The organism is Ensifer sp. YR511, from assembly GCF_900103045.1.
Taxonomy (GTDB): Bacteria; Pseudomonadota; Alphaproteobacteria; order Rhizobiales; family Rhizobiaceae; genus Ensifer; species Ensifer adhaerens.
Genome location: NZ_FNGR01000002.1, coordinates 428,620 through 453,005, shown reverse-complemented (window position 1 = coordinate 453,005; position 24,386 = coordinate 428,620). Strand labels below are relative to the sequence as shown.

Sequence of the window (24,386 nt, the reverse complement as noted above, 5' to 3'; positions counted from 1 at the left end):
AAGACAAGACAAGATAACACCGGCGAATGTGACATGCGGCTGTCGGTCGCCGGCAAAAAAGTTCGCCTTGCGGCAAACTATCTGTCGCTGACCTGCCAGCGCGGATTGATCCACGGTTCCTGGTTCGATCTGGCGAGGGGCTGCTTGCCGAGAATGTGGTCGGCCGCCTTCTCGCCGGTCATGATCGACGGGCTGTTCAAGTTGCCGTAGGTCACGTGTGGGAAGATCGAGCTGTCGGCGACACGAAGGCCTTCGACACCAATGACGCGGGTCTCCGGATCGACCACCGCCATCGGGTCGTCCTTGGCACCCATCCGGCAGGTGCCGCAGGGGTGGTAGGCGCTTTCCAGATGCTCGCGCAGGAACGCGTCGATCTGTTCGTCCGACTGGACTTTCTCGCCCGGCTGGATCTCCGGACCGCGATAGTGGTCGAAGGCTTTCTGGCCGAAGATCTCGCGGGTGAGGCGCACGCAGTGGCGGAACTTCTCCCAGTCCTCCGGGTGGCTCATATAGTTGAAGCGGATGACGGGGTCAGCCATCGGATCGGAGGAGCGCAGCGTGACGTTGCCGCGCGACTTCGAGAGGTTGTAGCCGACATGCACCTGGAAGCCGTGGGTGTTGGCGGCCGCCTTGCCGTCGTAGCTGATCGCCACCGGCAGGAAGTGGTACTGGATATCTGGCTGCTTGACGCCGGGGGCCGAGCGCAGGAAGGCGCAGGCCTCGAACTGGTTGGAGATGCCGAGGCCCTTCTTGAAGAACAGCCACTGCGCGCCGGCAACGCCCTGCCAGAACCAGGGCAGCCAGGAATAGAGCGACACGGGCTTGGTCGAAATCTGCTGGAAATAGAACTCCATATGGTCCTGCAGGTTTGCGCCGACGCCTGGTCGGTCAACCTTCACCTCGATGCCCATGTCCTTCAGGTGCTCGGCTGGGCCGATGCCCGAGAGCATCAAGAGCTTCGGCGAATTGAACGAGGAGGCCGAGACGACGACCTCACGGTTGGCCTTGACGACCTCGATCTTGCCGCCGCGCTCGATCTCGACCCCGGTCGCTCGGCCGTTCTCGATGATGATCCGACGGGCGAAGCAACGCACGAGCGACACGTTCTGCCGCTTCATCGCCGGCTTCAGATAGGCGTTTGCCGCCGACCAGCGCCGGCCCTGCCAGACGGTCTGCTCCATCAGCCCGAAGCCTTCCTGCTTCGAGCCGTTATAGTCATCGGTGAGTTCGAAGCCGGCTTGCTGGCCGGCCTCGATAAAGGCATGGAACAGCGGATTGTGGACCGGGCCGCGTTTAACGTGCAGCGGTCCGTCGGTTCCGCGCCAGCCGGCTTCGCCGCCGTGGCTGTTTTCCATGCGCTTGAAATAGGGCAGCACATCCGCATAGGCCCAGCCGCGCGCGCCGAGTTCTTCCCAACGGTTGAAGTCTTCCGCATGGCCGCGCACATAGACGAGGCCGTTGATCGAGGAGGAGCCGCCGATCACCTTGCCGCGTGGCGCGGTGATGCGGCGGTTGTTGAGGTTCGGCTCAGGCTCAGACAGATAGCCCCAGTTGTAGCGCTTCATGCTCATCGGCCAGGCAAGCGCTGCCGGCATCTGGATGAACGGCCCCGCATCCGTTCCGCCATATTCCAGTACCAGGACGGTATTCTTGCCGTCTTCTGAGAGGCGATAGGCGAGCGCCGAGCCGGCGGAGCCGGAGCCGATGATGATGTAATCTGCCTGCATAAGCGTGGTCTTTCTCTAGCGTCTCTAGAACCGGCTGGTCTTGCGCTGCTCTCTCGGCCCCTCATTCCCGTGCCTGTCACAGGAAGCCAGCCAAGCGACGTCTGTCGCTTGAAGACTCTTGTGCGTCACCGATGTGGCGCTGCTGGATCCCCGGAGCTCGCTACGCTCGCCCGAGGATGAGGGAGGTAAAACAGCCGCCTCTCAAGGGGGGGTGGCCGCAGCCCCAATACTCAATACGGCGCCTGCACCGGCCCCATGCCGACATAGACGGTCTTCAGCTCGCTATAATGGTTGAGCGCCGCGACCGAATTCTCGCGGCCGAAGCCGGATTGCTTGGAGCCGCCGAAGGGGATTTCCACCGGGCAGAGATTGTAGGTGTTGATCCACAGCGTACCGGCCTCCAGCTGGTCGACGACGCGGTGGGCGCGCGTAATGTCGGCGGTGAAGACGCCGGCCGAAAGGCCGAATTCGGTGGCATTGGCGCGGGCGATCACCTCGGCCTCGTCGTCGAAGTCGAGCACGCACATGACAGGCCCGAAGATCTCCTCGCGGGCGATCGTCATCCCGTCGGTGACGTCGGCAAAGACCGTCGGCTGGATATAGGTGCCTTCACTGTTCACGGCGTTCGGGATGCCGCCACCGGTCACCAGTCGCGCACCTTCGGCCTTGCCCTTCTCGATATAGGAAAAGACCTTGTCGCGCTGTGGCGCCGAGACCATCGGCCCGAGCTGCGTTGCCTCGTCCATCGGGTCGCCGATGACGATCGCCTCGGTGCGGGCTTTGAGCCGCGTCAGGAACTGTTCCTTGATGCCCTTGTGCACGAAGACGCGGGTGCCGTTCGAGCAGACCTGCCCGGTCGAATAGAAATTGCCGAGCATGGCGCCGCCGATGGCGCTTTCGAGGTCGGCATCGTCAAAGACGATCAGCGGCGACTTCCCGCCGAGTTCCATCGTGACGTGCTTGAGTTCGGCGGCGGCCGCCCCTGCCACCTTCTTGCCCGTCGGAACGGAGCCTGTCAGCGATACCTTGGCGACGTCGGGATGGTTGACGAGCAGGGGCCCGGTGGTGCGATCGCCCTGGATGACATTGTAGAGGCCCTTCGGCAGGCCGGCTTCGACGAGAATTTCGGCGATCTTCAGGGCGCCGAGCGGCGTGTTTTCCGAGGGCTTGAAGACCATGGCGTTGCCGGCGGCGAGCGCCGGCGCGCCCTTCCAGCAGGCGATTTGCTGCGGATAGTTCCAGGCGCCGATCCCGACGCATACGCCAAGCGGCACGCGCTTGGTATAGGCAAAGTCGCCGCCAAGCGGGATGTAGTCGCCATTGAGCGCCGTGGCGATGACACCGCCGAAGAACTCGAAACTGTCGGCGCCGGAGGTCGGATCGGCGACGATCGTCTCCTGGATCGGCTTGCCGGTGTCGAGCGTTTCGAGCTCGGAGAGCTCGCGGTTGCGCTCGCGCATGATCTCGGCGGCGCGCTTAAGGACCCGGCCGCGCGCCGTCGGGCTCATAGCCGCCCATTCCGGCTGGGCGCGCTTGGCAGCGGCAATCGCCCTTTCGACGATCGCCGGCGTTGCCGCATGCAGCCGGGCGATCACTTCGCCGGTCGCCGGGTAGATGCTCTCGATGACAGTGCCTTCGATGTCCTCGACATATTCGCCGTCGATGAAGTGCGAGGCTTGCGGTTGGGCTTTCATGTCATTCTCCCCGCGGATAGCGTTTGGATTCCTCGAGATTGTCGAGGTTCATATGGTTGCGCATGTAGCGCTCGGATGCCTTCTGCAGCGGCTGGTGATCCCAGGGGTAATAGGCGCCGTTCCTGAGCGCCTCGTAGACCACCCAGCGCCGGGCCTGGCTTTCGCGCACGGCCGCATCGAAACCTTCCATGTCCCAATGGGCGGCGCACATGTCCTGGAACGCCTGCAGGGTTGCCGCCTGTACCGGCGTTTCGGGATTGGCAGCGAGGTTTGTCAGTTCCAGCGGATCCGCTTCGAGATCGTAGAGCTGGTCGGGATCGAGCGCACAGTGGATGTATTTCCATTTGCCTTCGCGGATGGCGACCAGCGGCGCGTAGGAGGCTTCCGCCGCATATTCCATCAGCACCGGCTCTGAGCGCTCCTCGCCGTTGATCATGGGCACCAGGCTGATGCCATCGGTCCAGGGCTTGACCTCGTCCATGGTAATGCCGGCGAGGTCGGCAAGCGTCGGCGTCACGTCGAGATTGGAGGTCGGCGCCAGATGCAGGCCGGCTGCGACGCCGGGGCCGGCGACCATCAGCGGCACGCGGGCAGAACCCTCAAAGAAGTTCATCTTGAACCACAGTCCGCGCTCGCCGAGCATGTCGCCATGATCCGAGCAGAAGAGGATCAGCGTGTCGTCGAGCATGCGGGTGCGCGTCAACGTATCCAGAAGTTCGCCGACTTTTTCGTCAAGATAGGAAATGTTGGCGAAATAGGCGCGGCGCGAGCGGCGGATGTTGTCTTCCGTCAGGTCAAAATTGACGTAGTCGCAGGAGTGCATGATGCGCTTGGAATGCGGATCCTGCCGGTCGTCCGGCAGCATGCCGACCTCGGGCAACAGATGCTCGCAATCCTCGTAGAGGTCCCAGAACATCTTTCGCGCCACGTAAGGGTCGTGCGGGTGGGTGAACGAGACCGTCAGGCACCAGGGGCGGCGCTCCGCGTCATCGTTTTCGCGCGACAGCTGGTAGAGCTTCTGGTTGGCAAGGAAGGCGACCTCGTCGTCATATTCCATCTGGTTGGTGATCTCGGCGACGCCGGCGCCGGTGACCGAGCCCAGATTGTGGTACCACCAGTCGATGCGCTCGCCGGGTTTGCGATAGTCCGGCGTCCAGCCGAAATCGGCCGGGTAGATGTCGGTCGTCAGCCGTTCCTCGAAGCCGTGCAGTTGGTCCGGGCCGACGAAATGCATCTTGCCCGACAGCGCCGTGTAGTAGCCGGCGCGGCGCAGGTGGTGTGCATAGGTCGGGATCGACGACTGGTACTCGGCGGCGTTGTCGTAGACGCGGGTGCGGCTCGGCAGTTGCCCGGCCATGAACGAGGCGCGGGCAGGGGCGCAGAGCGGCGACGAGGTGTAATTGTTGCGGAACCGGGCCGAGCGGGCGGCGAGTGCCTTCAGGTGCGGCGCATGCAGGAACGCGGCCGGTCCGTCGGGAAAGAACTTTCCGTTCAGCTGGTCGACCATGATGATCAGGATGTTCGGTCTTGCGGTCATGCGGCCGTTCCCTGGTATGTGAGCCGATCGATGTGCGAGGTGACATAGTCTTCGGTGAGCGCGATCGAAGCCTCGATGCTGATCGGCGCGGAGCGCAGACTCTGGCGGATATAGAGCCCGTCGATCATCGCAGCTGCGCCTTCGGCGATGCGTTCCGCGTCATCATCGGCACAAAGCGTCTTGAGGCTCGCCAGCAGATTGGATCGCAGGCGCCGGGCATAGACCACGAGCAGCCGCCGCACCTCTTCCGAGCGCTGCGCTTCCGAGTAAAAGGCAAGCCAGGCGGCGATCGTATCAGGGGCGAACTGGCTTGCCTGGAAGGAGACGCGGATGAGCGCGCTCAGCCTTTCGCGCGGGCCTGCCACGGTGCGGAGCGCCGTCACCGTGTCGTCGCGCAATTGCCTTAGAAGGCTGCGGATGGTCTCGATCAGCAATTGTTCCTTGCTGCCGAAATAGTGGTGGGCAAGGGCAGGGGAAACGCCGGCGTGGCGGGCGATCTCGGACATGGTGACGGCAAGCGTGCCCTGATCGCCGATCACGCGCAGCGCTGCGTCGACCAGCGCCTTGCGGCGCACCGGTTCCATCCCGACCTTTGGCATCCGTCTCTCCCTTGACGATGATCAGTCTATTTTTGATTGACTCATCAATCAATAAAAATCGACTGTGTTTTCACTTTCCTTTTGTGCAGAAATCCGGCTCAATCCCCGCGTTAGCGATCTCGCGTTGCAAAGGACTGGAGGTTGAGATGACCCACGCATTCGATCGAGCCGACAAGTCAGCGGTTGCCGGTAAATGGGGGTGGTTCGTCGCCCTCGGCGTGCTGTTGATCATGTGCGGCGGCCTTGCCTTCGGCAATCTGCTGATGGCGACGGTCGCGTCCGTCTATTATGTCGGGATCATCATGCTGGTCGGCGGGCTGTTCAATCTCGCCCACGCCTTTCAGGTAAAGGGCTGGGACAGCGTGCTCTACTGGGGCCTGAGCGGCGCCTGCTATACGATCGCCGGCCTTTTTGCCTTCATCAATCCCGTGCTCGCCTCGTCCTTCCTCACCTTTATCATGGCGATCGCCTTGATCGTCGCGGGTTGCTTCCGCATCTGGGTTGGCCTGAAGCTCAGGCCGCTGCAGGGCTGGGGCTGGGTTGCACTCGGCGGTCTGGTCACGCTTGTGGCCGGCCTGATCATCGCTGCCGGCTGGCCCGTCAACAGCCTCTGGATCCTCGGCCTGTTTCTCGCCGTCGACCTCGTCATGCAGGGCTTGTCGCTGATCGCCTTCGGCGTTCTGGCCAAGGGCTGAGTTTAGCGCGAGGTGCTGCCGAGCAGCGCCTCGAGCAGCCGGAGCAGATCGCCGCGAAGATCGGCAAGACCGTTTGCAGCGAGCGCCTCAAGTCCGATCAGCGCGCCGTAGAGCGCGCTGGCGCCGCTGTGGCTCTCACTTGACGAAAATCCGCAATGACCGAGCAGGTCGGCAATGTAGCCAAGGCGGCGTTCGTCGACGGACTTAAGGGTCATGGCGGCCATGGTGTCGAAGCGCGCCCATTCGCGGACCGCGCCGTCCGTCAGCAAGCCGCCATAGGGAAGGCTGCGTTCGTCGGTCGCGGCATGCACCAGCAACCGCAATCGCTCCTGCGCCGTTACTTCCGCGGCTTCGATTTCTGCGATGATCGCGTCTGTCGCTTCGCGCGCCCAATGGGCAAGCATCTTTGCCTTCAGATCCGGCACATCCTTGAAATGCCAGTAGAAGGAGCCCTTGCTCACCTTCAGGTCGCGGGCGATCGCCTCGGCCCGGATCGCCTGCACGCCGCCGGTCGTCAGTGCGCGGAAGGCGGCCTTGATCCAATCATCGCTCGTGAGGGTACTTTTTGTCGTCATGGCCTTCCATACGTCACCGTATTGACTGATGCAACCAGGTCGCGTACATACGCTGCCGTATGGTGAAGATTGGAGGCGAAGGCATGAGCAAATGGCTTCTGGCAGCGGGCATCCTGTCCCTGGCGACAACGGGCATTCATCTCTTTGCCGGCGGGCCGGAGGTGCATGTGCCTTTGCTTGCAAGCAGCCCCTCGGCGCTGCTTAAAACCTATGTCTCGCTTCTCTGGCACGCGACGAGCGCCATCCTCCTGATCAACAGTATCGCCCTGCTGTTTGCCGCCGTGAACGGGCGTTACCGTGCGCCGCTGGCCGCTGCGGTGATCGTGCAATATCTCGCCTATGCGGTGCTCTTCATCGGCTACGGGCTTGCCTATCTCGGTTCTCTCTCGACCACGCCGCAATGGGCGGCCTTTCTCCTCATGGCCGCGCTCGCGGCGATCGGCGTGCGGTCGGGCAAAGGGTCTCCCTCAACCGTGACCGCTTGAGGCGGTCCGCCCACAGGCAAGCAAGGAACCCATCATGTTAACGGCAATCGCGATCCTGCTTTTTCTCGTTCTTTCCGGTATCGCCGGGCTGCATGCCTACTGGGCGTTCGGCGGGCTTTGGCCCTGTGACGACGAAGAAACGCTTGTCCGCACGGTGGTCGGCACGAAGCACCGGTCGGTGATGCCGCCGGTCTGGCTGACGCTGGTCGTCGTCGTACTCCTCTTTGCGGCGGCGCTCCTGCCATTGTCCGTGACGCCCGTCTTTGCAGGGCTTTTGCCGCCGATCCTCGGCCATGGCGGCCTTGCGGGGCTTGCCGTCATCTTCGTCGCCCGTGGCCTCCTGGCCTTCACCACCGCGTTCCACCAACGCCACGGCACGGAGCCCTTCGTGACGCTCGACCGTCGCATCTACAGTCCGCTCTGCCTGGTCATCGGTGCCGGATACCTGGCATTGCTTGTTCTCGCCTGAACCATCCTGGCGCGACGGTCAGGATGGGGCAGACGCCGACCGATCGCAGAAGTTGCTCATGAAACTACTGATTTCACTAGAGTGTTTGCATCTGATTGGCGCAGTTGCGGCTGTCACATAGCTTTCATCAAAGCTTCATAATGGGGAAAGACTTCGTTGACTCTTGCTGGCCATGCTGCCGGCGTTCGACCGTCCGTCCCATATTTCTGGAGCCCGGCATGTCCGCCGCCCCCGCCGAAATTCTCTCGTTGCGCCGGTTCGGCGACGACCAGATCGTAACGCTCGCCAAGCTGGTGATCGAAACCGCCTTCCAGCCGATCGCAGAAGCGGCGACCGGCACCGTCTTCGGCTACGAATCCCTGATGCGCGGCTTTCAGAAACTCGGCTTTGCCTCGCCGCTGGAGCTGCTCGACAAGGCGGAAGAAGAAGGGCAGCTGCTGGCGCTCGAACACATGATCAACAGTCGCGCCGTCGCCGGCTTTGCGACGCTGCCCGATCATTCCGCACGCACGCTGTTCCTCAACTTCGACTCACGCCTCGTTGGCGGTGAAGGCGACATCGTCGAACGCCTCGTCAACCACTTGAAGCGCGCCAATATCGCCCCGTCGTCACTCTGCTTCGAGCTTTCCGAGCGCTTCGATGGCGGCAAGATGCCGGATTTCTCGGCCCTCGTGCGTGATCTCCGGCTTGCCGGTTTCAAGCTGGCGATTGACGATTTCGGCGCCGGCTTCAACGGGCTGAAGCTGCTCTGCGACCAGCCGGTCGACTATGTGAAGATCGACAGACACTTCGTCTCGGGCATCGAGGCCGATGCCCGCAAGCGCCATCTCGTCCGCCACACGGTCAACACCGCCCATGTGCTCGGCACGCGGGTGATTGCCGAAGGTGTGGAGACGGAGGTGGAGTTTCTGACCTGTCGCGACCTCGGTTGCGATCTGGTGCAGGGTTATTACGTCGCCCGGCCGACGACGCATCTGAGCGAACTTCTGCCTGCCTATCCGCATCTCGACCAGAGCGTCGCCAGCCGGCGGTCCTCGTCGACGCTGGACGGCATCCTGATCCGCAAGCAGATCGAGCAACTGCCGACCGTTCGCGAAAGTGACGAACTCGATTCCGTCTTCGATCTCTTCCGGCGCAATCCGCGCCAGGGATTCTTCCCGGTCCTGAACGCCAATGGCGAGCCGCGCGGCATCCTGCACGAGTATCACGTCAAGGAGTTGATCTATCACCCTTTCGGCCGCGATCTCCTGAAGAACAGGATCTACCAGCGGCGGATTTCGCACTTTGCCAGCCCGGCGCCGATCGCCGATCTCGACACGCCAGCGGATGAAATGCTGAAGATCTTCGCCGGAATGGACGGCAGCGATTGCCTGATCCTGACGGAGAACATGCGCTACGCCGGCACGCTCTCGGCCTCGTCGCTTTTGAAGATTATCAACGAAAAACAATTGAAGATGGCGCAGGAGCAGAATCCGCTGACGGGTCTGCCCGGCAACCGCGCCATCCGCGACTATGTCCAGGACGCGATCCTCGACGGCGATCACGCGCGTTACTTCTGCTATTGCGATTTCGACGACTTCAAGCCCTTCAACGATAGCTACGGTTTCCAGAAGGGCGATCTCGCGATCACGCTCTTTGCCGCCCTGCTGCGCCGCCATTTCATCGGCGAGGAGAAATTCCTCGGTCATGTCGGCGGCGACGACTTCTTCGTCGGTGTCAGCGGCTGTTCGGTCGAGGAGCTGGAAGCGGTGCTGAACCGCCTGCTCGACGATTTCCGATCCGACGTAGGCCAGCTCTATTCGCCGGAGCATCAGGCGGAGGGCCGCATCAGCGGCTACGGCCGTGACGGCTCGGCGAAGGATTTTCCGCTGATGCGCTGCTCGATTGCCGTCCTGGGGCTGCCCGAAGGCTTTGTTTTCTCCGACGCCCAGGCCGTCAGCGCCCGCATCGCCGAGATCAAGTCGCGCGCCAAGGCGAGCGATACCGGTCTTGTCATGGATGCACTCGGCGGCTGAGCTGCGCTTTCGACGGCCGGTCGTTCGACAATCAGCCTTTTCGCCTCGCGTTTCCGGCGCTACCTATGCGCCTTGAGAATTCGCGAGGTAGTGCCATGTCTCTTCCATTGGAAATGCAATTCGTCGACCTTCCAGCCCCGGGCGGGCCTGAAAACATGGTGCTCGCGAAGGGGCTGTTGCCAGAGCTCAAGCCGGGCGACATCCTCGTTCGGGTGGAGGCGGCGGGCATCAACCGTCCCGACGTTTTGCAGCGCAAGGGCGACTATCCGCCGCCGCCGGGCGCAAGCCCGATCCTCGGCCTGGAAGTGGCGGGAGAAGTCGTGGCGCTCGGCGAGGGGGCTCAAGGGTTCCGGATCGGCGACAGGGTCTGCGCGCTCGCCAATGGCGGCGGCTATGCGGAATATACGGCGGTGCCCGCGACCCAGGTGCTCGCCTGGCCTAGGGGTTATGACGCCGTGAAGGCGGCCGCCCTGCCGGAAACCTTCTTCACCGTCTGGGCCAATGTCTTCGTTATGGCCGGGCTGAAAGCGGGCGAAACCATCCTCATCCACGGCGGCTCCAGCGGCATCGGCACGACGGCGATCCAGCTCGCCAAGGCCTTCGGCGCCGAGGTCTTCGTCACCGCCGGCAGCACCGAGAAATGCCGCGCCTGCGAAGCGCTCGGCGCCAAGCGCGCGATCAACTATCGCGACGAGGACTTCAAGACGGTCGTTCTCGAAGAGACCGGCGGGCGTGGCGTCGATGTCATTCTCGACATGGTCGGTGGCCGCTATTTCGACCGCAACATCGGTTCGCTCGCCAAGGACGGCCGTCTGTCGATCATCGCCTTCCTCGGCGGCGCCAAGGTTGAAGGGGCGAACATCGCGCCGATCCTGACCAAGCGGCTGCATGTCATGGGCTCGGCCTTACGTCCGCGCACGGCGGCGGAAAAGCAGGCGATCCGCGACGGTCTGGTTGAGAAGGTCTGGCCGCTGCTGGAAACGGGCAAGGTCGCGCCGGTCATCCATTCCGTCCTGCCCTTCAGCGCGGTCGCCGACGGCCATCGCCAGATGGAGCAGGGCGACCATGTCGGAAAGATCATCATGTCCCTGTGATCGGAACGATCGTCAGGCCTGTGATCGGCGGCGAAGGGGAAAACGATCTTCGACCATCGTCGCCCTTGTAATCGCTGATGGATCGCTTACCTTCAAATCATCAGCAACGAACAGAAAGGAAGGTGGTCCAATGTCTAATGAGATTTCGGTCTTGGTGAAGGGCATGGAAGAGGTGAAGGTGTCGAGGCAGCCCTCGGCATAATCCCCGCCTTCCTTCGGGTCTGAAAGCCCGGGCCAGTCATACGGCCAAAACTCATGGAAGGGTCGCCTCGCGCGGCCCTTTTCCATTTTTAGCACTTGGCTCAGCATCAAGCCTCGCCTAACCGGCCGATCCGACCGGCGCCGTTTCCTGGATCAGCAGCCAAGGGTTCGGTTCGTTGTCGACGAACTCGTCCCGGATATGCTTCAGCACTTTCCTTTGCCCGGCAAAGGGCACCATGCGGAGCGCTTCGTCAAAGCTCACCCAGCGAAACGCGCTGTGTTCGGCATTGAGCCGGACCGTGGCGCCCTTGGCTGCAAAGCCGACGAAGACGGGCAGCAGGCTAATGGCATTGCGGTCGGCCTCGTAAAACTGCTCGCAGATGTCGGCGGAATAGAAACGGTCGGGCCGCAGGCCCGTTTCCTCCTCGACTTCGCGCAGGCCCACCTGCCAGGCCGTTTCATTCGCTTCGATCGCGCCGGCGACTTGGCACCAGGTTCCCGCAAGTGTTCCGGTGCGCTTGAGAAGGAGAACCTCGAAGGTGCTCCCAGCCGGGCGGAGAACGACAACCGAAACAGCAAAGCTCCTGATCGGTATTTCATGCATGCGGGCGCGTCCTCCTGATTCGACCGGCGCACCATGCAATGCAAACCACCGGCGCTCAACCTAAGCGATGGCCCGTCAAGCCTGGACCATCATATGCCGATGCGTCCGATCGCCGGAACCTTGATGCCGGGATTGGCGAAGTCGAAACCGGCGACAAGGCCGAAGAAATGCAGCTCGAGGCCGCTGCGAACACCCGCGGAGATACCGGCCAGGCCATAGAGCGTCGCGTGCAGGTCGCGCCCGTCGGCATCGATCTGGAACAGCTTTCCCTCCGGCAGATAGTCGCGGCCGACTGCGTCCGGCGGCAGCACGGCGCCGAGTTCCGGTACGGTTCGCAGCACGTGGGCGACGAAGGTGTTGGAGTTCGGGCCGGGCCAGATCCGGTAGCCGCCAGGCGAAGCGTAAGGGTAGGCGGCGATCGCCGCCTCGATCTTCGGGATCAGCCGCGTGGCGTCAGCGCCGGTCACCGAGACGACCAGCCGCGGCTCGTTCGAGTACCAGCGTGCATCCGCCGGATAGCCGTTCTTGCGGATCGGTTTGCCCCAGCCGACCTTGTCGTAGCGATCGTAGGTGGCAGCGCCCTCATTCTTGGTCACGATCCAGGCGTGGCTCGCGACAGCACCCTTCATGCCGCCCGTGGTCGCCGAGAACACGTAGATCGCCGCGTCCGCGCTTTCCGTTGCCTTCGGCAGGATCCCGGCCGAGGACCAATCGGCGTCGCGCCAGCTTTGCGGCCGGTCCTGCATGTACCACCAGCCGGCCGAGGCCAACGCCGGTAGCAGGTAGATGACGAGAAAAGCAGCGGCCAGCCTGCGGGCGAATTTCATGAAAACTCCGTTCCTTGCCGGTAAAATCCTGCTAAATGCACGGAGCAATTTCGGATATTTGAGGGCAAGGCATGTCAAATCCCGTTCTCGTCGAAGTTACCCGCGGAAACCTCGTCGAAAGCCTCCACCGCGGCGTGGTCATTGCCGTCGACGGCGACGGCCGGACCGTCTTCTCGCTGGGCGAAACCGACAGCGCCGTCTTCCCGCGCTCGGCCTGCAAGGCGATGCAGGCGCTGCCGCTGATGGAAAGCGGCGCGGCCGACGCCTACGGCTTCGGCAACCGGGAACTGGCGCTTGCTTGTTCGTCCCATTCCGGTGAGCCGGAACATGTGGAACTGGCCGCCAAGATGCTGGCCGCCGCAGGCCGCGATGTCTCGGCGCTCGAATGCGGCGCCCATTGGTCGTCCGACCAGAAGACCCTGATCGGCCAGGCCCGCAGCCTGGAAGCGCCGACGGCGCTGCACAACAATTGCTCCGGCAAACATTCCGGCTTCATCTGTGCCTGCTGCCATTCGGGCACGGAGGTGAAGGGTTATGTCGGCTACGACCATCCGCTGCAGCGCGAAATCCGCGGCGCTATGGAAAGCCTGACGGGTGCGATCCTTGCCAAGGACAATTGCGGCGTCGACGGCTGCTCGATCCCGACCTATGCGGTGCCGCTGAAGGGGCTCGCACACGGTTTCGCGAAGATGGCGACCGGCGTCGGCCTTGAAGCCGAGCGCGCCCGCGTCTCGCGGCGGCTGATCGAGGCCTGCATGGCCGAGCCCTTTTTCGTTGCTGGCACCAAGCGCGCCTGCACGCGGCTGATGAAGACGGCGCCCGGCCGCATCTTTGCCAAGACCGGGGCGGAAGGTGTGTTCTGCGCCGCCATTCCGGAAAAAGGCATCGCGATCGCTTTGAAGTGCGAAGATGGTACGACCCGGGCTGCCGAAGCCATGGTCGCGGCAACGCTTGCCCGCTTCTTCAGGGACGAGCCCGAGCTGCACGCGGCGCTGATGGCGCAGGCCAACCATTCCATGCACAACTGGAACGGCATCCATGTCGGCGACGTCAGAGTGACCGACGCTTTCGCCGCCTGAACTGTGGCGGGCCGTCTCGGCCCGCTCACTTTCCCGACGTTCCGCTGTCGGCGCAGTGCGCCATCAAGCGCCGATGATCGCAATGTCCGTGCCGTCATAAGGGGCGAGCATGTCGTCGCTGATCTCGTTGGGAACGATGAAGCCCGAGAGCTCAGGGATCGCGGCCACGTGGTGCGGCGAGACCGCATCGAATTTTTCCACCGTTGCGAGCACATAGGTTTCCGCGGCCTGGCCGAGGATCGCCCGCTTGACGGCCGCCTCCTCGAAGTCGCCGGTTGAAACACCGTGGGCCGGGTGAATGGCGGTGACGCCGAGGAAGAACAGGTCGGCTCGGATGCCGGCAATCGCCGCAAGCGCTGCTGCTCCCGTCGCGACCATCGAATGCTTGTAGAGCCGCCCGCCGATCAGGATAACCTCCGCTTCGTGGCGCTCGAGTTCGGCGGCGATCGTCGGGCTGTGGGTGACGACGGTCAGCCGCATGTCGCGCGGCAGCGCCCGGGCAATCTCTGCATTGCTCGTGCCGCCATCGAGAAAGATTGTCTGACCGGCTTCGATCATCGCAGCCGCCTTTTGTCCGAGCCGGCGTTTGACGTCGCCGGCGATCTCCTGACGCGCCGCAAAGTTGGGCAGCGGCGGCACCAGAGGCAGCGCGCCGCCGTGCACGCGCTTCAGCAGTCCCTCCGCCGCCATTTCGCGCAGATCGCGCCGGATCGTGTCCTCGGACAGGTTCAACTCGTCAGCCATGCGCTTGGCGACGACCTCGCCATCTCGCGCCAGCCGCGCCGAAATCAAAGCCCGCCTCTGTATCGTCAGCATGAAATGTCTCCTTGACTCTTCACGATATTGCACGAAATATCACGATTATTCCAGAATAATCTGGATCGTTCATAGCATCTCGGGAGAGAAAAATGCTGATCTTGATCGCAGGCCCCTATCGTTCGGGAACCGGGGACGACCCGGCGAAAATGGCCGCCAACCTGAAGCGGCTGGAAGAGCCGTCCTATGCGCTGTTCAAGGCAGGCCACGTGCCGATGATCGGCGAGTGGGTGGCGCTGCCGGTGTGGCATGCGGCTGGCGGTGCGCGGATCGGTGACGATCTCTATGAGGAGATTTTTCATCCTGTGGCGGGCCGGTTGCTGGCGCTTTGCGAGGCGGTTCTGCGCCTGCCGGGCGACAGCAAGGGGGCCGATAACGACGTGCGCATTGCCCGCGAGCGTGGTATTCCCGTCTATTATCGCCTGGAGGACGTACCCGGCTGCAGCGAGCCGCTGGTCGCGTGAACGTGGAGGCCCGGCAGTTGTAGCCTGCCGGGCCCCCCCTAAACGAGGGCGGACGGCAGTGATCTGCGGCGCCTTGCCACTTCTGCTTGTCAATCGGGGTGACTTCCTTTCTTCTGCAGCCGGTCTTTGCTTTGGAGCGACACGGCAGGAAGCGTGCGGTTCTCCGCTCGCATGCCGCTTCTATCCATGGAATTGACAGAGCCGGTTCGGTCCATCGACATCACGTCAACCGGTCCGCATGATCGCAGAGGAGAGCTCAAAGTGTTGAAACTGTTCTACGCCCCCGCAACCTGTTCACTGGCTTCGCATATCGCGCTGGAAGAAGCGGGCGCCGAATACGAGGCGCGCCGTGTCGATTTTTCGACAGCCGAGCAGACCAAGCCCGACTATCTCGCGGTGAACCCGAAGGCGCGGGTCCCAGCGCTCGTGACCGACAGGGGCGTCATCACCGAAACGCCGGCGATCCTGACCTATATCGCGCAGGCCTTTCCAGCTGCGAAGCTCGCTCCGGCGAACGACGCCTTCGCCTTCGCGCAGTTGCAGTCGTTTCTGAATTACCTCTGCTCGACGGTGCATATTGCCCACGCCCATGGCCGCCGTGGCGCACGCTGGGCCGACGATCCGGCCGCGCATGAGGCGATGAAGGCCAAGGTCGCCTCCAACATGACCGCCTGCTACGAACTGATCGAAAGCAAGATGTTCGAAGGGCCGTTCGTTTTTGGCGACAGCTATTCGATCGCCGATCCCTATCTCTTCACCGTCGCCGGCTGGATCGAGCCGGACGGTGTGGATCCCGCGCGCTTCCCAAGAATCGTCGATCACCGCAACCGCATGACGGCACGTCCGGCCGTCGCCCGGGTGCTGGCGATGCTGAAGGTCTGACGCCTCGGCAGTTGTGGCTACATCAGGATGTAGTTCTTCGGCTGCGGTAGAGGCGGAAGGTTGGTCTCGCCCAGCGCCTCGCGCAGGTTGATTTCGATGGTCTCGGCAAGCGCAACGATCGGCAAGTCGTTCGGCAACACGCCGAACGGCTCCTCCAGTTCGTCGCCGAGCGCGTCGAGGCCGAAGAAGGTGTATGCGACAAGCGCGGTGACGAAGGGCGTCGCCCAGCCGAGCGCATCGGCAAAGCCGAAGGGCAGCAGAAAGCAGAAGAGATAGGCGGTGCGGTGCAGGAGCAGCGTATAGCCGAACGGCACGGGGGTGTTGCGGATCCGCTCGCAGGCCGCAAGCATGGCCGACATCTTGCCGAGCGTGCCATCCAGCTGCGCCCACTGAAAGTCGCTGATCGTGCCGGTTCCGTGCAGTCCGGCGAGAATGCCGCCCATTTCGCGCAGCAGAAAGTCCGGTCCGTTGCGGCTTGCCTTGTAGCCGGCAACGAGATCTGTCGGCAGCCGCGCTAGCGGTCTACCGACATCGCTTCCCGGCCGCAGATGGCAGACCAGCGCGTGGCCAAAGGCGATCGTGATGTCGAGCAGGCGCTGCCGCTCGGTTCCGGCAAGGATCAGCGTCTGGCGGGCGAGGTCGCGTGCGGTGAAGATCAACTGTCCCCAGTCCTTCCGCGCCTCCCACCAGCGGTCGTAGCAGGCATTGTTGCGGAAGCCGAGAAACACGGAGAGCGCGATGCCGAGCAACGCGAAGGGGCCGCTGCTGACGCTCGGCACCAGGCCGGGATCGACGCGGTGCGCCCAGACGACGAAAGCGGAGAGCGCAAAGACGAACAGCACTTGCGGAAAGATCCGCTGGATGACCGAACCCCGGAGGATGAAGAAGAGTTTCAAAAGGGTGGGGCGGTTGCGAACGATCATGGAAATACCTGTCCGGCTGTTCGCTTAACCGGTATAGGCGCCGGCTTGGAAATGGAAGAGCCGTCCGTTCGGCGACGTCCCTCGCGTAACCAGGATTATTTTGCCTGGGATGTCGGGCTTCCTGTCTGCCGCGCGTCCTTGGCGTGTAACGCCAACAGGGAGACAATGACGATGCGCAAGGTGGTTGCAGGCATGCAGATGTCCATCGACGGTCTGATCGACGGGCCGGATGGCTATACGGACTGGGTCGATTCCTGGTCGGATACGTTCGACCTCCTGCCCGAGATCGACGCCTGCGTCCTCGGGAACGGCATGTATTCGGGCTACGAGCAGTATTGGAGCGCGATCAAGCGCGACCCGCAAGCGCCGCTGGAGTTCACCGGCCAGTTGCCGACGCCCGAAGAAATCGAATATACGGACTTTGCGCTTGGCACGCCGCATTATGTCCTCTCGAAAACCCGTTCCGACGTCGAATGGGAAAACGCCAGGATCGTGCGCGACGTCTCCGAAATCGAGACGCTCAGGCAGGCGCCGGGCCGCACTATCTATGTCGTCGGCGGCGCGCGCACGGTGTCGAGCCTGATGGACCACGGCCTGATCGACGAACTGCGTCTCACCATCCACCCGCTCGTGGTCGGCAAGGGCAAGGCGCTGTTCGACACCGTGGCGGAGCGCCATCATGTGCAGCTCGATAACGTGAAGCGACTGGATGGTGGCAAGGTCTGCCTGGTCTACAAGGTCGGCGGCGGAGCCTGACCTGGCTCGAGGAAGCTCGCGGCGAGCCGCCTTGGCGCCTTCTCGCGCCAGGCGGCAACCAGCCGCCCGGTTAGGCTTTGGTCGTCGATTTCCGAAAGCCGCACCAGCATAGCGGGCCAGCCCTTGTAGTGATCCGTTTGAAAGTAGAGCCCCGGGTCGAGCTCCAGCAGCATTTCCTTTTCTTCGAGCGCGCACATGACGACCAGCGTCTCGCCATCCTTCATGCGCACAAAACTCTTGTCTTTCACCAGCAGCGCCGGCGTACCGTAGGACGTGCCGATCGTCACTTCGGGCAGGCCTGCGGCCTCCGCCAGCCTGACGACACGGATGAAGTTGCGCTCGAGATCGTCGCTCATCCGGCCAGCATATCATAGTGCAGCTTCAAAGCCGCAGGTCCTAGAGGCGGCTGCCGGTGCACTCCGCCGTGCGTGGCCACGGCCAGCCCGGGAAGGGCAGGTCACCGAGTTCGCGCCCATCCATCCGTTCGAGATCCGGATGCTGCAGCGGATCGCGCGCCCAGGCGAGCGGCGCATCGTCCTTTCGGTCGTCGGATGTTTTGAGCGGCGTCAGTTTCGAGAGAAGCCTAAACATGGCGGACCATCCTTTCGATGCTTGGATGATCCGCCTGTCCTGTCATCTTTTCAATTGAGAATGGCAGAGATCGTGTTTAGAAAAACTATATGAGAGATCTGAACACGGTACATTTGAACGGGCTGCGCGCCGTCGAGGCTGCCGGCAGGCTGGGATCGCTGGCCGCCGCGGCGGACGAATTGGGCGTGACCCCTGGCGCCGTCAGCCAGCAGATTGCCAAGGCGGAGGCCCAGCTCGGCCGCGTGTTGTTCGAGCGCACCCCGCGCGGCCTCCTGCCCACCGATTTCGGCGAGCGCTTCCTCGCGCGCATCAGCAACGCCTTTCACGAGCTGGCAGAGGCCGTGGCTTCAGCGCGCCGCCGCGACGAGTCGGTGCTGACCATCTCGGTCGCGCCGGTCTTTGCCGCCCGCTGGCTGGTCTATCGGCTCAACCGTTTTGCCGAACGCCATCCCGACATTCGCCTGCGCATCGACGCGACGACAAAGCTCGTCAATCTCGACACGTCGGATGTGGATGTCGGCATTCGCGTTGGTACGGGCGAGTGGCCGGGCGTGAAATCCGAGCCGCTGTTGCAGCAGGAGGTTTTTCCGGTCTGTTCGCCGGCCATGGCCGAAGGGCTTCGGAAGCCTGCAGATATTCTAAAACTGCCCGCTGTTATTGACGGCCATTCGATGTTCAGCTGGGAGGTGTGGCTCCGCGAAGTCGGGCTCTCGGGCGCGGAAGTGAACGTGCGCCACACCTTCAATGAGGCGTCGCTGGTGCTCGATGCCGCGATCTCCGGCCAGGGGGTGATGCTCGCCTGGCAGACACTCGCCGGCTTTGCGATCGCGCAGGGCAGCCTTGTGGTACCGTTCGGCATCCGGGTGCCGACGGGCTTCGGCCACTACTTCGTCAGCGCGCCGTCACGGCGCGAAAGCAAGGCCGCCAAGGCGTTCAAGCGCTGGGTTCGTGATGAGGTGGAGGAGGGCATGCGCCTGCTCGACATCAAGGCGCCGCGCGTTCGCTTCGACGCGGCGACCATGGGCTGATCGCAGGGAGGCCCCCCCTTATTGACCGCTCAGTCCGCCAGTTCTTTCAGGCGTTCTTCCATCATCGCCTTGAAGGCCGGGCGGGCATGGCAACGGGCAAGCCAGGCCGAAACCCGCGGATGCTTGTCGAACAGCTGCGTCTGGCTCATGGCGTAGCGGAAGACCTCCGCAAGATTGAGGTCGGCGACGGTGAAGCGATCGCCGACGAGATAGTCGCGTCCGTCGAGGTGGCTTTCCATGCGGGCAAAGACCTTGTCGAGCGACGTCACGCATCTGGCGATCATCGCCTTGCCTTCATCCGTGTTCTCGGCGCCGTAGTCGTAGGTCAGGATGATCTCGACGGTGTGCGGCTCGACCTCGGTCGCCGCCCACATCGTCCAGTTGCCGATCAAGCCTTCCTCGGCGATATCGGCAGGCGCCAGTGGGCCGCCATACTTGCGCGCGAGATAGAGATTGTTGGCAAGCGATTCCGTCAGCACCACGCCATCATCCTCGATCGCCGGGATCAGCCCCATCGGATTGACGGCGAGGAAGGCGAGCGACTTGGTGTTGATCGGCGCATCAGCAGCCAACGGATCGGCGACGCGGCGTGCCTGGATGACCGGTACCGATTGGAAAGGGATGCCGAGTTCCCGCGCCATCCAGTAATTGCGCGATGCGCGCGAGCGATAAACCCCATAGATCGTCAGCATGCCGTGTTCCTCCCGTCCTGTGTTGTCGCCTGTCTTAGGCAAGCACCGGGAGTGACGGAAGCGGGCGGCGCTGATAGCACACATGAAATCTTTTGATGGTCCGTGCGGCGCTTTGCCGACTTGCGTTTGCGGACGCAGATCTTTAGCTGTCGCACGTCGATTTGGGGATGCGTTTGGCAAGGCTTTTAGGGGATCGGTTGACGAACTTGGCGGCGCGCATGCTTTGCGCGCTGGTCCTCGTCGTTTCGGCCTTGATCCAGCAACCGGCCGCCGCCATGCCGCGGTCGCCGGATGCGATCGCCTACGTCCTCCCGGATGGCAGCCTTGCCGATCTTTGCCTCTCTGGCCACGACGATCCCGATGGAAAAGGTGGCACGAAGGGCCACGGCTGCCAGTCCTGCTGCCTGGTTGCGCCCGCCGACCTGCCGGCGCCTTACCCGATCGTCTTGCCGTCGCAAGCCCGCGCGCGCCCGCTTTCCGTTCCAGCCGGCGATTTCGGTTTCGTTCGCTCGGTGCTCTTAACCGGAGCGGGGCCAAGGGCGCCACCAACGGTTTTCTCCACCTGATACGCGCTTGAACGACAGCTGATTGGCCTTGCGGCGTCCATCTTCGACACGCATTGCCGTGATCGGCGGTCGTCCCGATCACCAAGAGGCGAAGCCGTGCAAACGGTCCTTCCCGGAGAAAACCATGACAACCGCATCCTTCACCAATGCCGTGGACAGCCCCGCGGCCACAGAGCGCGGCATCTCGCTCTACCGCGCCATCTGGCGCTGGCACTTCTTTGCCGGCCTGCTCGTCATCCCCTTCATGATCAGCCTGGCGCTGACCGGGGGGCTTTATCTGTTCAACGACGAGATCGACGATACCGTCTTTGCTTACCGCAACGTCGTGCCAGTGGGCGCCGAACGGATGTCGCCCTCGGCGATCGTCGCGACGGCGGTGGAGTCCGTGCCGGGCAGCGCGGCCGTCTCCTATCGCACGCCGGCCGGCGCGGATCGCTCCGCACGCGTCACCGTCGGCATCGGCAAGGCGCGCATGCTGGTCTTCGTCGATCCCTACACCGGCGCGATCCTCGACCGGGTCGCGCCATCGGAGGAGTTCAACCAAGTGGTCGAGGACCTGCACAGCCTCGACTATTTCGGCAAGTCGGTCGAAACAATCATCGAGATCGTTGCGGGCTTTGCCATCCTGTTGGTCTTCACCGGCATCTATCTCTGGTGGCCGCGCCAGCAGACCGGCGGTGTGTTGACCGTGCGCGGCACGCCGGCACGCCGGGTGTTCTGGCGCGATCTCCATGCGGTGACCGGTATCGGCGCCGGCCTGCTGATCGTCTTTCTCGCCTTCTCCGGGCTTCTGTGGTCCGGCTATTGGGGTGCAACGGTCAACGGCAAGCTGACGGCGATGGGGCTCGGCTATCCGGCAGCGCTTTGGGATGAGGTCCCGACCTCCAGCAAGGTGTCGACCGACGTGTTGCCCAGGGCCAATTGGCTGATGGAAAACGCGCCGGTTCCGGCGTCCAGCGGTGGCGCGGGCGAGCGGGTCGGGATCGATCGCGCCGTCGCGATCGCGGATGCTGAGGGCATGCTGCCCGGCTACGAGCTCGCGATCCCGCTCGACGAGACCGCCGTCTATACGGCCGCCATCTTTCCCGCCGACCTTGCGCGGGAGCGCACGATCCATATCGATCAATATTCCGGCAAGCCGCTCGTCGACATTTCCTTTGGCGATTACCCGGCGTTCGGCAAGGCCATCGAATGGAGCATCAACGTGCACAAGGGGCAGGAATGGGGGCGCGTCAACCAGCTCCTGATGCTGGCCGCCTGCATTTCTATCGTGCTCGTTTCCCTTTCCGCCGTCATCATGTGGTGGAAGCGGCGCCCGGCGGGACGCATCGGCGTGCCCCCGATGCCGCCGCGGCGCAGCGTCTATGTGGGCTTGTGGCTCATGGCCATTGTCTTCGGGCTGGCGTTTCCGTTGACGGGCATCGCGATCGTCGTCATGGTGATCGTCGATCAATTGCTGATGCGCGTTGCACCGGTGCGCCGGCGGTTGTCCTGAACGGGCATTAAGGGGTGGCGTCATCCACCCCTTCTATCGCCTCTTGCAACTTGACCGTTGCAACCTCTACACGATTTTTCTACAGTTATTTAGGAAGAGCTAACTCTTGCTCGTCTAACGTGAAGTGGGGAAAGATCGACCAGCGACGCGGCGAAGAGCGTCGGGAGGCCTTGCTTGGCGAAGAACACGTCCCGCAATCCGCGATATGCCGCTCTCAATGCCGGCGGCAACGCGGAAACGCGCCGCCTGATCGACGCCAGCAATCGGCTGGCCGAGGAGGTCGCGCGCATCTTTCCGAGCGAACCCGATATCGCCGATCGCCACTACTGGTTGGAGACCATCATCAACCACGTGCCGGACTACATCTACGCCAAGGATGTGGAGGGGCGGTTCCTGATCGCCAATCAGGTGACGGTTGCCGACAACGGGCTCGAAGCCATGAAGGATATCGTCGGCAAGACCGATTTCGATCTCCATCCGCCGCAGATGGCCAAGGCGATTGCCGACATTGAGCGTCGCGTCATCGAAACCGGCGAGCCGATCTTCGGCATCGAGGAACGGGCCATCGTTAGCAAGGGCCGCGATCGCTGGCTGATGACCTCCAAGGTGCCGCTGCGCAACAAGAGCGGCAAGATCGTCGGCATCGTCGGCGTTTCGCGTGACATCTCCGACCGCAAGGCGGCCGAGCGGCTGCTCGAAGGGCAGGCGCGCCTGCTTGAGATGATCGCCAACGGCCGGCCGCTCGACGCCTTCTTCCGCGACATGATCCTGTTGATCGAAGCCTTGATGCCGGGCATCAAGGGCTCGGTGCTGCTGCTGTCGCCCGATGGCCGCTATCTCTTCCACGGCGCAGCGCCAAGCCTCGACGAGGCCTATTGCGCGACCATCCACGGCGTCGAGATCGGCCCGCGCATGGGCTCCTGCGGCACGGCCGCCTGGCGCGGCGAGCAGGTGATCGTCTCGGATATTCAGGTCGATCCGCTCTGGGACGATTATCGCGAGCTGGTGCTTCCCTACGGCTTCCGCTCCTGTTGGTCGACCCCGATCCATTCGCGTGAGCGCAAGGTGCTCGGCACCTTCGCGCTCTATTCCGATGTCGTCGGCGTGCCCGACGACGGACAAAAGGAACTGATCGCCATGGCGGCGCATCTCGCCGGCATCGCGATCGAGCGCAAGCAGGCGGAAGATCGCATCAGCTTCATGGCGCACCACGACGCGCTGACCGGTCTGCCCAACCGCGCACAGTTCGAGGAACAGGTCGCCGAGGCGCTGGAAGCCCTGCGCGGCAGCGGCCAGTGGGCGGTGCTCGCCTTCCTCGATCTCGACAATTTCAAGCTGGTCAACGATACGCTCGGCCACGCCGCCGGCGACGAACTCTTGAAGGTCACGGCCTCGCGCATGCGCGCTTCGGTGCGTAAGTCCGACATGGTCGTGCGGGTCGGCGGCGATGAATTCATCCTGCTTTTGAACGGGCTTCCCTGCGAGCGCGATATCGTGCTGGCTCGGCTCGAGGATATCCGGCGAGCGATCGCCGCGCCGATGCAGATCGAGGGCCGCAGCCTGCAGGTCACCTGCAGCATGGGGGTCGCCTGTTTTCCCAATCAGGGCAAGACGGTCGGCGAACTGCTCGCCAATGCCGACATGGCGATGTACCGGGCCAAGGAGCTCGGCCGCAACAACCTGCAGGTCTTCACCGAAGAGATGGCCGCCAAGGCGCATGAGAAGCTCAAGCAGCAGGAGGAGCTGCGCCAGGCGCTCGCGCGGCAAGAGTTCTTCCTGCAGTTCCAGCCGCAGATGAATCTGGCGACTGGCCGCGTTTTCGCGGCCGAAGCCTTGCTGCGCTGGCGCCACCCCGAACGCGGCACGGTCTCGCCGGCGGCGTTCATTCCGCTCGCCGAGGAAACCGGGCTGATCGTGCCGATCGGCGACTGGGTGCTGCGCGCGGCCTGCCGCCAGGCCAGGGCCTGGCAGGATGCCGGCCTGCCGCCGCTGATCATCAGTGTCAACGTTTCGGCGCGCCAGTTCCGTGAGCGCAACTGGGCCGCCCATGTCGCGGCAATTCTCACAGAGACCGGGCTTGACCCGTTCTGCCTCGAACTGGAACTGACCGAGAGCCTGATCATGCAGGATGTCCCTGGCGCGATCGCCACCATGCACGAGCTGCAGGCGATCGGGGTGCACCTGGCGATCGATGATTTCGGCACCGGCTATTCGAGCTTGAGCGCGCTCAAACGCTTCCCGGTGCGCCGACTGAAGATCGACCGGTCCTTCGTCGCCGACATTCCGACGGATCTCGACGACAACGCGATCACCGCCGCGATCATTTCGCTTGCGCGGAACCTCGGCCTTCGTGTCATTGCCGAGGGTGTGGAAAACCAGGCCCAGGTGGAATTCCTGCGCCAGAGCGGTTGCGACGAAATTCAGGGCTACTTCTTCAGCCGGCCGCTCTCGGCTCCGGATTTCGAGGCGCTGATGCTGCAGCCGCGGTTCAGTATCCACAGCGTTTGAGCCCTGCCACCCTCGCGACGCAAGCTTCGTTCCAGCCGTAAATGCAAGCATCGCCCCAATCCGT

At 63.3% G+C, this 24,386-nt stretch carries 26 protein-coding genes; 13 read left to right on the top strand and 13 right to left on the bottom strand.

Annotated elements, in window-relative coordinates; genetic code table 11:
- Positions 1-77: 77 nt before the first annotated feature.
- The 4 genes from betA to betI all read right to left on the bottom strand — a co-directional run bounded on the left by betA (position 78) and on the right by betI (position 5,557).
- Positions 78-1,727: a choline dehydrogenase gene (betA, locus tag BLU15_RS06735; RefSeq protein ID WP_060603925.1), complete on the bottom strand. Its 1,650-nt coding sequence runs from the start codon at positions 1,725-1,727 to the stop codon at positions 78-80.
- Between the two features lie 230 nt (positions 1,728-1,957).
- Positions 1,958-3,421, bottom strand: coding sequence for a betaine-aldehyde dehydrogenase (gene betB / locus BLU15_RS06730; RefSeq protein WP_090294733.1), 1,464 nt, complete (start codon positions 3,419-3,421; stop codon positions 1,958-1,960).
- 1 nt (position 3,422) lies between these two features.
- Complete coding sequence (gene betC / locus BLU15_RS06725; protein ID WP_090294732.1) at positions 3,423-4,958, bottom strand: choline-sulfatase; 1,536 nt, start codon at positions 4,956-4,958, stop codon at positions 3,423-3,425.
- On the bottom strand, positions 4,955-5,557 hold the full coding sequence (gene betI / locus BLU15_RS06720; RefSeq protein WP_034789209.1) for a transcriptional regulator BetI: 603 nt from the start codon (positions 5,555-5,557) through the stop codon (positions 4,955-4,957). The genes betC and betI overlap by 4 nt, the downstream gene beginning before the upstream one ends.
- A gap of 146 nt (positions 5,558-5,703) precedes the next feature.
- Between betI and BLU15_RS06715 the strand changes: the two genes are divergently transcribed.
- Entirely contained in the window at positions 5,704-6,252 is a 549-nt protein-coding gene (locus tag BLU15_RS06715) for an HdeD family acid-resistance protein (RefSeq protein WP_034789210.1), read from the top strand.
- A 2-nt stretch (positions 6,253-6,254) separates the two neighbouring features.
- Here the strand turns inward: BLU15_RS06715 and BLU15_RS06710 are convergent, their stop codons facing one another.
- A complete protein-coding gene (locus BLU15_RS06710) occupies positions 6,255-6,827 on the bottom strand; it encodes a TetR/AcrR family transcriptional regulator (RefSeq protein WP_089043838.1) in 573 nt (190 codons plus the stop codon).
- An 83-nt stretch (positions 6,828-6,910) separates the two neighbouring features.
- Between BLU15_RS06710 and BLU15_RS06705 the strand changes: the two genes are divergently transcribed.
- The 4 genes from BLU15_RS06705 (at position 6,911) to BLU15_RS06690 (ending at position 10,890) form a co-directional block, all read left to right on the top strand.
- The gene (locus tag BLU15_RS06705; protein ID WP_113135466.1) at positions 6,911-7,312 is read left to right on the top strand and encodes a hypothetical protein; all 402 of its coding nucleotides are present in this window, start codon (positions 6,911-6,913) and stop codon (positions 7,310-7,312) included.
- Positions 7,313-7,346: 34 nt separating this feature from the next.
- A complete protein-coding gene (locus BLU15_RS06700) occupies positions 7,347-7,781 on the top strand; it encodes a DUF3995 domain-containing protein (protein WP_090294730.1) in 435 nt (144 codons plus the stop codon).
- Positions 7,782-7,999: 218 nt separating this feature from the next.
- Positions 8,000-9,796 (top strand): GGDEF domain-containing protein, encoded by a 1,797-nt coding sequence (locus tag BLU15_RS06695; RefSeq protein WP_090294729.1) that lies wholly within the window; start codon positions 8,000-8,002, stop codon positions 9,794-9,796.
- A 95-nt stretch (positions 9,797-9,891) separates the two neighbouring features.
- Positions 9,892-10,890, top strand: coding sequence for an NAD(P)H-quinone oxidoreductase (locus BLU15_RS06690; protein WP_090294728.1), 999 nt, complete (start codon positions 9,892-9,894; stop codon positions 10,888-10,890).
- Between the two features lie 12 nt (positions 10,891-10,902).
- On the opposite strand, the gene BLU15_RS06685 is transcribed toward BLU15_RS06690, so the two are convergent.
- The 3 genes from BLU15_RS06685 to BLU15_RS06675 all read right to left on the bottom strand — a co-directional run bounded on the left by BLU15_RS06685 (position 10,903) and on the right by BLU15_RS06675 (position 12,522).
- Positions 10,903-11,199 carry a hypothetical protein gene (locus tag BLU15_RS06685; RefSeq protein ID WP_034789220.1) on the bottom strand — a complete coding sequence of 99 codons (297 nt, stop codon included), beginning with the start codon at positions 11,197-11,199 and terminating at the stop codon, positions 10,903-10,905.
- A gap of 10 nt (positions 11,200-11,209) precedes the next feature.
- The gene (locus BLU15_RS06680; RefSeq protein ID WP_090294726.1) at positions 11,210-11,695 is read right to left on the bottom strand and encodes an NUDIX hydrolase; all 486 of its coding nucleotides are present in this window, start codon (positions 11,693-11,695) and stop codon (positions 11,210-11,212) included.
- Positions 11,696-11,784: 89 nt separating this feature from the next.
- Complete coding sequence (locus tag BLU15_RS06675) at positions 11,785-12,522, bottom strand: DUF3750 domain-containing protein (RefSeq protein ID WP_090294724.1); 738 nt, start codon at positions 12,520-12,522, stop codon at positions 11,785-11,787.
- Between the two features lie 71 nt (positions 12,523-12,593).
- Between BLU15_RS06675 and BLU15_RS06670 the strand changes: the two genes are divergently transcribed.
- The gene (locus tag BLU15_RS06670; protein ID WP_090294723.1) at positions 12,594-13,601 is read left to right on the top strand and encodes an asparaginase; all 1,008 of its coding nucleotides are present in this window, start codon (positions 12,594-12,596) and stop codon (positions 13,599-13,601) included.
- Between the two features lie 63 nt (positions 13,602-13,664).
- Here BLU15_RS06670 and BLU15_RS06665 read toward each other — a convergent pair whose 3' ends face one another.
- On the bottom strand, positions 13,665-14,417 hold the full coding sequence (locus BLU15_RS06665) for a DeoR/GlpR family DNA-binding transcription regulator (protein WP_090294720.1): 753 nt from the start codon (positions 14,415-14,417) through the stop codon (positions 13,665-13,667).
- A gap of 92 nt (positions 14,418-14,509) precedes the next feature.
- On the opposite strand from BLU15_RS06665, the gene BLU15_RS06660 reads away from it, so the two are divergent.
- Both BLU15_RS06660 and BLU15_RS06655 read left to right on the top strand, forming a co-directional pair.
- Positions 14,510-14,881, top strand: coding sequence for a hypothetical protein (locus tag BLU15_RS06660; protein WP_060516262.1), 372 nt, complete (start codon positions 14,510-14,512; stop codon positions 14,879-14,881).
- 261 nt (positions 14,882-15,142) lie between these two features.
- The gene (locus BLU15_RS06655; protein WP_090294820.1) at positions 15,143-15,763 is read left to right on the top strand and encodes a glutathione S-transferase family protein; all 621 of its coding nucleotides are present in this window, start codon (positions 15,143-15,145) and stop codon (positions 15,761-15,763) included.
- Positions 15,764-15,780: 17 nt separating this feature from the next.
- Here BLU15_RS06655 and BLU15_RS06650 read toward each other — a convergent pair whose 3' ends face one another.
- Positions 15,781-16,686 (bottom strand): bestrophin family protein, encoded by a 906-nt coding sequence (locus BLU15_RS06650; RefSeq protein WP_060516261.1) that lies wholly within the window; start codon positions 16,684-16,686, stop codon positions 15,781-15,783.
- A gap of 171 nt (positions 16,687-16,857) precedes the next feature.
- Between BLU15_RS06650 and BLU15_RS06645 the strand changes: the two genes are divergently transcribed.
- Positions 16,858-17,442: a dihydrofolate reductase family protein gene (locus BLU15_RS06645; RefSeq protein ID WP_090294818.1), complete on the top strand. Its 585-nt coding sequence runs from the start codon at positions 16,858-16,860 to the stop codon at positions 17,440-17,442.
- Here the strand turns inward: BLU15_RS06645 and BLU15_RS06640 are convergent.
- Both BLU15_RS06640 and BLU15_RS06635 read right to left on the bottom strand, forming a co-directional pair.
- On the bottom strand, positions 17,418-17,798 hold the full coding sequence (locus BLU15_RS06640; RefSeq protein ID WP_034789228.1) for an MmcQ/YjbR family DNA-binding protein: 381 nt from the start codon (positions 17,796-17,798) through the stop codon (positions 17,418-17,420). The two genes, BLU15_RS06645 and BLU15_RS06640, sit on opposite strands and share 25 nt — an antisense overlap.
- 40 nt (positions 17,799-17,838) lie before the next feature.
- Entirely contained in the window at positions 17,839-18,033 is a 195-nt protein-coding gene (locus BLU15_RS06635) for a hypothetical protein (protein WP_034789229.1), read from the bottom strand.
- Positions 18,034-18,122: 89 nt separating this feature from the next.
- Here BLU15_RS06635 and BLU15_RS06630 point away from each other — a divergent pair, with 89 nt between their 5' ends.
- Entirely contained in the window at positions 18,123-19,061 is a 939-nt protein-coding gene (locus tag BLU15_RS06630) for a LysR substrate-binding domain-containing protein (RefSeq protein ID WP_034789230.1), read from the top strand.
- A 29-nt stretch (positions 19,062-19,090) separates the two neighbouring features.
- Here BLU15_RS06630 and BLU15_RS06625 read toward each other — a convergent pair whose 3' ends face one another.
- Positions 19,091-19,753: a glutathione S-transferase family protein gene (locus BLU15_RS06625; RefSeq protein WP_090294718.1), complete on the bottom strand. Its 663-nt coding sequence runs from the start codon at positions 19,751-19,753 to the stop codon at positions 19,091-19,093.
- 197 nt (positions 19,754-19,950) lie between these two features.
- On the opposite strand from BLU15_RS06625, the gene BLU15_RS06620 reads away from it, so the two are divergent.
- The 3 genes from BLU15_RS06620 to BLU15_RS06610 all read left to right on the top strand — a co-directional run bounded on the left by BLU15_RS06620 (position 19,951) and on the right by BLU15_RS06610 (position 24,322).
- Positions 19,951-20,319, top strand: a complete 369-nt coding sequence (locus BLU15_RS06620; RefSeq protein ID WP_060644840.1) for a hypothetical protein — start codon at positions 19,951-19,953, stop codon at positions 20,317-20,319.
- Between the two features lie 124 nt (positions 20,320-20,443).
- Positions 20,444-21,814, top strand: coding sequence for a PepSY-associated TM helix domain-containing protein (locus BLU15_RS06615; RefSeq protein WP_090294717.1), 1,371 nt, complete (start codon positions 20,444-20,446; stop codon positions 21,812-21,814).
- Positions 21,815-21,988: 174 nt separating this feature from the next.
- The gene (locus BLU15_RS06610; protein ID WP_060584241.1) at positions 21,989-24,322 is read left to right on the top strand and encodes a putative bifunctional diguanylate cyclase/phosphodiesterase; all 2,334 of its coding nucleotides are present in this window, start codon (positions 21,989-21,991) and stop codon (positions 24,320-24,322) included.
- The last annotated feature ends 64 nt before the right edge of the window (positions 24,323-24,386 follow it).

Bases quoted from the DNA above. Each gene is read 5' to 3' on its own strand.
- betA (WP_060603925.1), bottom strand. From the start codon at position 1,727: ATGCAGGCAGATTACATCATCATCGGCTCCGGCTCCGCCGGCTCGGCG.
- betB (WP_090294733.1), bottom strand. From the start codon at position 3,421: ATGAAAGCCCAACCGCAAGCCTCGCACTTCATCGACGGCGAATATGTC.
- betC (WP_090294732.1), bottom strand. From the start codon at position 4,958: ATGACCGCAAGACCGAACATCCTGATCATCATGGTCGACCAGCTGAAC.
- betI (WP_034789209.1), bottom strand. From the start codon at position 5,557: ATGCCAAAGGTCGGGATGGAACCGGTGCGCCGCAAGGCGCTGGTCGAC.
- BLU15_RS06715 (WP_034789210.1), top strand. From the start codon at position 5,704: ATGACCCACGCATTCGATCGAGCCGACAAGTCAGCGGTTGCCGGTAAA.
- BLU15_RS06710 (WP_089043838.1), bottom strand. From the start codon at position 6,827: ATGACGACAAAAAGTACCCTCACGAGCGATGATTGGATCAAGGCCGCC.
- BLU15_RS06705 (WP_113135466.1), top strand. From the start codon at position 6,911: ATGAGCAAATGGCTTCTGGCAGCGGGCATCCTGTCCCTGGCGACAACG.
- BLU15_RS06700 (WP_090294730.1), top strand. From the start codon at position 7,347: ATGTTAACGGCAATCGCGATCCTGCTTTTTCTCGTTCTTTCCGGTATC.
- BLU15_RS06695 (WP_090294729.1), top strand. From the start codon at position 8,000: ATGTCCGCCGCCCCCGCCGAAATTCTCTCGTTGCGCCGGTTCGGCGAC.
- BLU15_RS06690 (WP_090294728.1), top strand. From the start codon at position 9,892: ATGTCTCTTCCATTGGAAATGCAATTCGTCGACCTTCCAGCCCCGGGC.
- BLU15_RS06685 (WP_034789220.1), bottom strand. From the start codon at position 11,199: ATGCTGAGCCAAGTGCTAAAAATGGAAAAGGGCCGCGCGAGGCGACCC.
- BLU15_RS06680 (WP_090294726.1), bottom strand. From the start codon at position 11,695: ATGCATGAAATACCGATCAGGAGCTTTGCTGTTTCGGTTGTCGTTCTC.
- BLU15_RS06675 (WP_090294724.1), bottom strand. From the start codon at position 12,522: ATGAAATTCGCCCGCAGGCTGGCCGCTGCTTTTCTCGTCATCTACCTG.
- BLU15_RS06670 (WP_090294723.1), top strand. From the start codon at position 12,594: ATGTCAAATCCCGTTCTCGTCGAAGTTACCCGCGGAAACCTCGTCGAA.
- BLU15_RS06665 (WP_090294720.1), bottom strand. From the start codon at position 14,417: ATGCTGACGATACAGAGGCGGGCTTTGATTTCGGCGCGGCTGGCGCGA.
- BLU15_RS06660 (WP_060516262.1), top strand. From the start codon at position 14,510: ATGCTGATCTTGATCGCAGGCCCCTATCGTTCGGGAACCGGGGACGAC.
- BLU15_RS06650 (WP_060516261.1), bottom strand. From the start codon at position 16,686: ATGATCGTTCGCAACCGCCCCACCCTTTTGAAACTCTTCTTCATCCTC.
- BLU15_RS06645 (WP_090294818.1), top strand. From the start codon at position 16,858: ATGCGCAAGGTGGTTGCAGGCATGCAGATGTCCATCGACGGTCTGATC.
- BLU15_RS06640 (WP_034789228.1), bottom strand. From the start codon at position 17,798: ATGAGCGACGATCTCGAGCGCAACTTCATCCGTGTCGTCAGGCTGGCG.
- BLU15_RS06635 (WP_034789229.1), bottom strand. From the start codon at position 18,033: ATGTTTAGGCTTCTCTCGAAACTGACGCCGCTCAAAACATCCGACGAC.
- BLU15_RS06630 (WP_034789230.1), top strand. From the start codon at position 18,123: ATGAGAGATCTGAACACGGTACATTTGAACGGGCTGCGCGCCGTCGAG.
- BLU15_RS06625 (WP_090294718.1), bottom strand. From the start codon at position 19,753: ATGCTGACGATCTATGGGGTTTATCGCTCGCGCGCATCGCGCAATTAC.
- BLU15_RS06615 (WP_090294717.1), top strand. From the start codon at position 20,444: ATGACAACCGCATCCTTCACCAATGCCGTGGACAGCCCCGCGGCCACA.